Raw genomic sequence first — 7553 nt, 5'->3', positions numbered from 1 at the left:
CGATGGAATTTTTGCAAAGAAAGGCAATGGACAAGCTGGCGGCCTAACGCCAAAGATTTAACCTCAAGGACTCCGCGCAAAACCGGAGGAGACTTGGGGCTCAGGTCATCCGGCATTTGGCATAAGCGACAGTGTCGCCACATAGAGCAAGCCCGCCAAGTCTGGAAATCCCTCGGCTACAACTCCAGATGGTCGCCACGTCACGATCGCCTCGCACCCCCGCCAATAGACAGATGGCGAGGGCTTTACGTGTGGATACGGTTTAGTGTGTCGACCAGCTTAGGCTAGCAGGAAGTTGTCCGCTGTCAGCTCGTCAAGCTCAACACCGCGTAGAACCAGCACATCACCGTCGCCGAAGTTCAGAACCGTGCGGTTGTCGAATTCACGGGTGAAGGCGGACAGGTCTTCAAAAGACTCAATCCCTTCGATGTCCAAGGCGACGTGGTCTTCCTCAACGTCAAAAGCAAAAACAACGTCGCGACTGTACCCATCTGCAAACACAAAGGTATCCGCGCCAGAGCCGCCGCGTACACGATCATCTCCTGCACCGCCATCTAGGGTGTCATCGCCACGACCACCAAACAGGCGGTCCTCGCCTTCTCCACCTTCAAGCACGTCTTGTCCAAATCCGCCGTAAAGGAAGTCCAGACCGGTACCGCCATCCAGGTGGTCTCTGCCTCCGCCGCCATAGAGCTTGTCTGCGCCATCGCCACCTGACAGATCGTCCCAGCCAATTCCCCCAAAGAGCACGTCGTTGCCATTACCTCCATCGATCACGTCCCAGCCTACACGACCGTACACGACATCATGGCCATCGCCAGCTGCGACGATATCGTCGACACGGTTGCCCTGGAACAGATCGTTATCAGTACTCAGAGTAGATTCAACATATTCGTTGATGTGCACTTTTGCGATGCCTGCACCCTCGCGGGTAAAGTCCGCGATGACCGGGTCGATAAACGCGCCGGGCGCATTGGTGCCACCCAGGATCGTGCCTTCGCCCTCGGCCAGGAAACCTTCGTGTAGGGTGACAACACCGCCTTCATCTTCGCCGGTGTTTGGCCCCATCTGGTTGATAAAGGCCGCGTCCACCTCGGTATTGACTTCGGTCCCAGCATCCAAAACGTCTGACCCTTCAAAGGTGATGTTTCGCACGCCCTTGAACGCGCCGGCATCATCAAACAGTTTCACCGCGTCCTCGGTTGCGACAAAGGCGTCGTTAGAAGGCAGAATCATCGCTGCCAGCGAGATATAGGCGTTCTGGCTGCCGTCAATTGAGGTGGTCAGTGCCGTGCGTTCAGCCGTAGCAATCGGGCCTGCGGCACCGGTGACGGCACCCATCGTGGCATCCGCGTCAAAGGCTGCAACTTCCGCGTTGATCGGGTCAAAATTGCCATCTTCGGCCAGGGCTTCCAACCCGGCTGACGAGGCAGCGCCAATGTCAAAAACATCAAAGCCTCGGTCATGGGCTGCAAACCAGAATGGGGTCAGAAATGTACCACCGGTGGGGGAAGTGTTGTGAACGGCAATGCGAATATCGGACATCAGGGTTCTCCTTGGTAAAATGTTCCAAGGCCGACCATGGGTAGAAAAGCATTACTGAATTCGACCAAGTTCACTCACGGAACTTCACGGTCACTAAACGCTTACGTGAATTCATATGTGAGCCATAAACATTAACAAATAAAATGACCTAAAGTGAGTGTCTAAATCAAATGTGAAGGCGCGCGTTAAGGGATATTCAAGACGTCCTTTGGGCGAGTTATCAAAAACACCCCCAAAGCGATGTAGCGGTAATCTGAGCGACGCCATGTACATCGCGTGTCACCTCGATGATTCTATAGCATGAAACAGAGACGCAAAACGCCGCACCTCCTTGCAGAAATGCGGCGCTGTGACATCCTAGAACCTTTGTGTGATCTGTAGACCTTAGCCGTCGGCCATACGAGCAATACGGGCGGTGGATCCGGCCAGAACGGCGCCAAATCCAACCAGCAGGACAACCACACAGATCTGCAGCAGCTGCTCGTATTTATGCCCGTCATAAAGAAGTGTCGCCACCACAGGGTTGCCGCGCATGAAATACCCGGCCGCGCCAAGGATCGCTGCAGCAAAGCTCACACCATAGGCCCAGGGCGCAATGCGACGCCCCATCACCAGACCGACAATCAGAACCGGCGTCAGGAACATCGACGCGGTGCCCGACACCGCAACTGCATCAAACAGGCTTTGATTGCCCCACAGCGTCAGGGCCGCGCCCAGAACCGCAAATCCGGTCATCGTCAATCGTCCCCCCATCAGCGAACGTGGCGCCAGACGCAGCTCCTCCACCGCCAGACGTGCGGCAGATGACAGTGCGGAATCCAGTGTCGACAGGGCCGAAACCAACAGCGACACCATCAGGGCGGCAAAGACCCAACCCGGCAGCATCTGCGACCAGGTGCCGATCAACTGCCCCTCATAGGCGGCCCCTTGCAAAGCGGCCTGAATGCCAAAGGCACCAAAGGCCAGAATGCACAGGGAAGAGATCCAGAACGCATGCACAAAGCTCTTCTTGGTGGTGGCTTCATCGGCGACAAAGCCACGATCCATCATCACAGGGTCGTGCACCGGGTAAGAAAACACCTGCAAGAATGCGACCAGCAGCAGCACCCAACCGTTGTAGGCTCCGGCGGTCCCGGCGGCGGTCACAGTGGCGGCAATGTCAAAACCGGGGCTGAAGATCAGCGCCAGGAATGCGGCACCAAAGACCACCAGGAACAGCGCCATCTGCATCACATCGGTACGCAAAGCCGCGCTCAGCCCGCCCCACAGGGAATAGGCCAGCGCCAGCGCGCCGACCGCGATCATCACAGTATTCTCCCAGGCTGCAAAGCTCGGCAGGATCGCGGCAAAGATCAGCCCGACCACAATCAGGTTGGCAAAGATCTCTGACAAGAGCCGCAGCGCAATGACCAGATTGTAACACAGGGTGCCAAAGGTGCCGAAGTGATCCGCCAGCCAATCCTGCACCGATCCCGCACCACGCGCCCGCAGACGCGCGACCACAAAGCCGCCGGTCAGAAACGATCCATAGTAGGCCGCATAGGCCAGAACGCCGACACTGCCATAATAATATCCAAGGATCGCGGCATTCATCAGCGAGCGAGCAAAGATCCAGGTGGTCACCTGGCTCAACACCAGGGTCCACAGACCCGGCGCTTGCCCATCCGCGTTGGCACCGCCAAAAAAGCTCTGCTCGGTAACCCGGCGCGGTGCGATGTAAAGGCTTGCCAACATGATCGCGGCAAAGATGACAATGATAAGAACCGGCTGCATAAGTCCTCCAGAAAAAGATTACCCTGTGGCGCTACCAGCGTGACTGCGGGTGCGGCCAGTCAATAGGATGTGCCTCGCGCGACTGTGACCATTGGTGTGCATCGCGTGAGCGGGGCAGGTGCGCGGGCGGATGCCGGTGGCAAAGGCGCGCCGATCGCAGGATGGTTCTGGCCGGTGATCTGCTTGACCCTCTCGGCTGGCCTACCTAGGGTTCGCGCAAGCTTTTAGGGCGGATAACAAGCGGATAACAACCGGAGCAGATATGGCCAATACCCCCCCGCCGTTTTCCAAATTCGAGTGGATCATCGCCTGGCGATACCTGCGTGCGCGGCGCACCGAAGGTGGTGTCAGCGTGATGACCTGGATCTCGCTGATCGGCATCACCCTTGCGGTTTTTGCGCTGATTGCAACGCTGGCGGTGCGCTCAGGGTTTCGCTCGGAATTTGTTGGCACCATTCTCGGTGCCAATGCGCATGTGTCGATCTACACCCATGGGGTGGTGGATGAAAACGGCCGCATAGACCGCACGTTGAAAGACTATGATGCTATGGCCGAACGCCTTGGCACGGTGCCCGGTGTGATCCGTGCTGCCCCGCTGATCAAGGGGCAGGTTATGGCCTCGCGCAGCGATCGCAATGCAGGGGTTCAGGTCTTTGGCATCACAAGCAAAAACATTGCAGATATCCCCGGTGTAGCGGGCAGTGAGCAGGCGATCGGCGATCTGGCACGCTTTGACGACGGGGTGGCCATCGGCTCGGGCGTGGCGCGCGAACTTGGCGTCACTGTCGAGGATCGGATCAAGCTGATCTCCCCCAATGGGGTGAAAACCGCCTTTGGAACCTCACCCCGGGTGAATGCCTATGAGGTGGTCTATATCTTCACAGCCGGACGCTATGATATCGACCGCACCCGGATCTATATGCCCTTTGGCGAGGCGCAGAGCTATTTCAACCGCGAGGGGGTCGCGGATGAGATTGAGGTGATGGTCGAAGAGCCCGAACAGGTGGATCTGATGGCGCTGCCTCTGTTGCGCGCGGCTGGCGGTCAGACCGGGGTCTGGACCTGGCGCGATGCCTCCAGCGGATTTCTGCGCGCTTTGGAGGTTGAAGATAATGTGATGTTCATCATCCTGTCGATCCTGGTTCTGATCGCGACAATGAACATCGTTTCCGGCCTGATTATGCTGGTGAAAAATAAAGGCCGCGACATCGGGATCCTGCGCACCATTGGCCTTAGCGAAGGGTCGGTTCTGCGGATTTTCTTCATCTGCGGTGCCTTTACCGGGGTGATCGGTACGGCGCTGGGGGTGATCCTGGGATGTCTGTTTGCGATCTATATCGATCCGATCTTTTCCTTTGTGAACTATCTCATGGGGGGCGGGGTCTGGGATCCTTCGATCCGTGGGATCTATGCCCTGCCGGCTGAGTTGCATTTGGAAGATGTGCTCAAAGCCGTGAGCCTGTCGCTGGGGCTTTCGTTTGTGGTGACAATCTTTCCGGCCCGCCGTGCGGCGCGGCTGAACCCGGTGGAGGCGCTGCGCTATGAGTGACGATGTGATGCTGTCCCTAATGGGGATTACCAAGACCTATAACCCGGGCAAACCCAACGCGGTCGAGGTGCTGCGCGGCGTTGATCTGGAGCTGAAGCCCGGCGAACTGGTGGCGCTGGTCGCTCCGTCGGGGTCGGGTAAATCCACCCTGCTGCATATCGCGGGCCTTTTGGACAATGCCGACGCGGGCGCAGTTCAGATTGGTGGCGAGGCGGTGCCGCAGGTCAAGGGCGAAGGCAAGCGCACCGCTCTGCGACGGCGCGAAGTGGGGTTCATCTATCAGTTCCACCACCTGTTGCCTGAGTTCTCGGCCGAGGAAAACATCGTACTGCCGCAGCTTGCCAATGGGGTGAGCGAGCGAGATGCCAAAGCGCGCGCCGCCCATCTGTTGGCGCTTGTGGGACTGGAGCATCGCGGCGCGCATCGCCCTGCGGCGCTTTCTGGCGGCGAGCAGCAGCGTGTTGCCTTTTGCCGGGCCTTGGCGAACGCACCGGGCTTGTTGCTGGCGGATGAGCCGACCGGGAACCTGGATCCTGCGACTTCGGATCAGGTGTTTGACGCCCTGATGGCACTGGTGCGCGACAGTGGCATGGCGGCGTTGATTGCCACCCATAACCTGGACCTGGCGGCACGGATGGACCGTGTTCTGCGCCTTGAGGCGGGGCGGTTGGTTCCGGGTTAAGCCTTCGATCTGCAACTGGGGACGGGCCGTAAGGCCCTCCGCCCATATTTCATATGGGCGCAGAGGTTGCCCCATTGTACTAGGCCAATTGCGTGATCCAGACGCCAAGCGCCATAACCGCGATCCCGCCGGTGCGGATCCATCCAAGCGGCGTAACTTGGGCCCCAAAAAGGCCAAAGTGGTCGATCGCTGCGGCTGAGATCAGCTGTCCCAAAAGGACAAAAAACACCGCATTGCCAATGCCGAAATGCGGTGCGATATGGGTGATGGTCAGCACGTAAAACGCAATCAATGCACCGCCGAGCAACAGATGACGCGGGGCGTCCCAGACCTTGGTCAGTGCCTGGGTGCCGGAGGCTGCGAACATGACGAGCACGCAACAGATCAGGGCTACCGTAAACAGCACAACCGCCGCCACCGTCGGTGACCCAATGAAACGACCAAGGGCTGCGTTGAGCGCGGCGAGAATGGGGATGCCGAAGCCTGCAGCCAGCATAATCAGGGCGTAATGGGTCATCTGCTGGGGTCCTGTTTCTGGGGTCAGTTTTGTGCGCGGCGCAAGGCGGCTTCGCCCTTGGCACCATTGCCCGCAAGCGGCGGGGTTACAACCAAACATAGCTGTGCCGTTGCGTCCGAAGTGATATACTGCGCCTAGGTGCAGATGCCCGAAAGCTCCGCGTCTTTCCACGGCAGCACCACATCGTATTCGCGCGCCTTGGGCAGGGGGGCGACGGGCATTGCCGCGCCGAGCATGCCGTGCAGACGGTGGGTGCGCGCGCCTTGGGGGTTCAGGGCGCGGCAGCAGACGTATTCTTCGACAATCGCGCCTTGTTGTTCGAAACCGTAATCTAGGAACTGGCGATCCTCAGCCAATTCAAACAGATAGGGGTCATCCGCACCGCCGTGTTCCGCCGCTGCCCGCAAGGGGTGATAGCCGGTCACCGCGCGGTTTTGCCATTGCCAGACATGGGTGGCCTCATGGGCGATCAGCATGGCTTCGACCAGATGCAGCCGGTCGGGAAAGCGGGGCATGTGGTTTGGCTCATACCAGTCCTTGGTCAGGAACACCCGGTTGAACAGCGCAATGGCTGCAGGCCGGGCACGGACAATTCCGGGTTTGGCGGGCGGCAGGATCCGTTCGCGGCAGGCCACACGGGGACGTGTCTGGCGATGGATGGTGATGGGCACCACCGGCGCCCCTTTGACCAGGCGCAAACGGTCGAGGTTCAGCGCGTCGCCGTGGATGTCGCCCAGGAACGCGCGTTCCTCAATCGTCAGGGGACGTCCACAGGCGGACAGGACCAGCAACAGCACCAAAAGCGCGCGTAGCATCATAGGCTCAACGCCAGGATGCGGCTCATCTCAGTCAGGCTGCGGTCCGATTGTTGGCCCCAAATGTTAAAGGCCTCTTGCACGTTTTTCAACGCCCCCTTGGAGGTGGCAGGCTTGTCGATCACCCCTTCAGCAATCAGCCGCGCGGTGACGTCCTGGGACAGGATAAAGGCATCGCGACCCGCAAATCGCATGGCAATTTGCCCGGTGGCACCACCCAACCGGCTGCCGCGTTTCTTGAGCATCTCCAGCAGGCCGATGTAATCCTCGGATGGCCAACCGCCCAGAACCTTGCCCGCGCCGCCTTCCGCCCGCAACTCCAGCAGAAGGGCGGCATTGTCGCGCACGGTCTGGATCTTGGCACCGTTGCGCACTATGCGGGTGTCCCGGATCAGCGCGTCGAACCCTTCGTCATTCATCATCGCATTGCGGCCGATGTCAAAGCCGTGAAAGGCCGCTTCAAACCCGTTCCATTTGGCCTGGATCACCTTCCACTGGAAACCAGCCTGAAAGACGCATTTGGTCATGGTGGCCAGCCAGCGGTCCTCGGGCAGGTTGGTGATATCCGGGGCTGGTCCGCGCAGGCCGTCGTCGAGACGTGCCTCGAGCGCTGCGACCCCGCCCTGACGGTCGGCGGCGATATCGTAGATCTCATCAAAGGGGCGCATGGGG

The 7553-nt window shown here is 59.3% G+C and carries 7 protein-coding genes; 2 read left to right on the top strand and 5 right to left on the bottom strand.

The genetic code is table 11. The annotated features are described in order from the left end of the window. Positions 1-279: 279 nt before the first annotated feature. A complete protein-coding gene (locus tag KMP13_RS03645; protein WP_215264190.1) occupies positions 280-1545 on the bottom strand; it encodes a spondin domain-containing protein in 1266 nt (421 codons plus the stop codon). Positions 1546-1929: 384 nt separating this feature from the next. Then, positions 1930-3318, bottom strand: a complete 1389-nt coding sequence (locus KMP13_RS03640) for a sodium:proline symporter (protein ID WP_215264189.1) — start codon at positions 3316-3318, stop codon at positions 1930-1932. Between the two features lie 262 nt (positions 3319-3580). Between KMP13_RS03640 and KMP13_RS03635 the strand changes: the two genes are divergently transcribed. Beyond that, positions 3581-4867 (top strand): lipoprotein-releasing ABC transporter permease subunit, encoded by a 1287-nt coding sequence (locus KMP13_RS03635; protein ID WP_215264188.1) that lies wholly within the window; start codon positions 3581-3583, stop codon positions 4865-4867. Next, a complete protein-coding gene (locus KMP13_RS03630; RefSeq protein ID WP_215264187.1) occupies positions 4860-5549 on the top strand; it encodes an ABC transporter ATP-binding protein in 690 nt (229 codons plus the stop codon). The genes KMP13_RS03635 and KMP13_RS03630 overlap by 8 nt, the downstream gene beginning before the upstream one ends. Before the next feature lie 79 nt (positions 5550-5628). On the opposite strand, the gene KMP13_RS03625 is transcribed toward KMP13_RS03630, so the two are convergent. The 3 genes from KMP13_RS03625 to KMP13_RS03615 form a co-directional block, all read right to left on the bottom strand. Continuing rightward, on the bottom strand, positions 5629-6066 hold the full coding sequence (locus KMP13_RS03625) for a DMT family transporter (RefSeq protein ID WP_215264186.1): 438 nt from the start codon (positions 6064-6066) through the stop codon (positions 5629-5631). Positions 6067-6200: 134 nt separating this feature from the next. Then, complete coding sequence (locus KMP13_RS03620; protein WP_435370335.1) at positions 6201-6881, bottom strand: hypothetical protein; 681 nt, start codon at positions 6879-6881, stop codon at positions 6201-6203. Continuing rightward, positions 6881-7549 (bottom strand): DNA-3-methyladenine glycosylase I, encoded by a 669-nt coding sequence (locus tag KMP13_RS03615; RefSeq protein ID WP_215264184.1) that lies wholly within the window; start codon positions 7547-7549, stop codon positions 6881-6883. The genes KMP13_RS03620 and KMP13_RS03615 overlap by 1 nt, the downstream gene beginning before the upstream one ends. Positions 7550-7553: the final 4 nt, after the last annotated feature.

This window comes from Epibacterium ulvae (genome assembly GCF_018678075.1).
Taxonomy (GTDB): Bacteria; Pseudomonadota; Alphaproteobacteria; order Rhodobacterales; family Rhodobacteraceae; genus Epibacterium; species Epibacterium ulvae_A.
The sequence above is the reverse complement of the archived record's forward strand: the minus strand, read 5'-3'. Positions and strand labels throughout refer to the sequence as shown.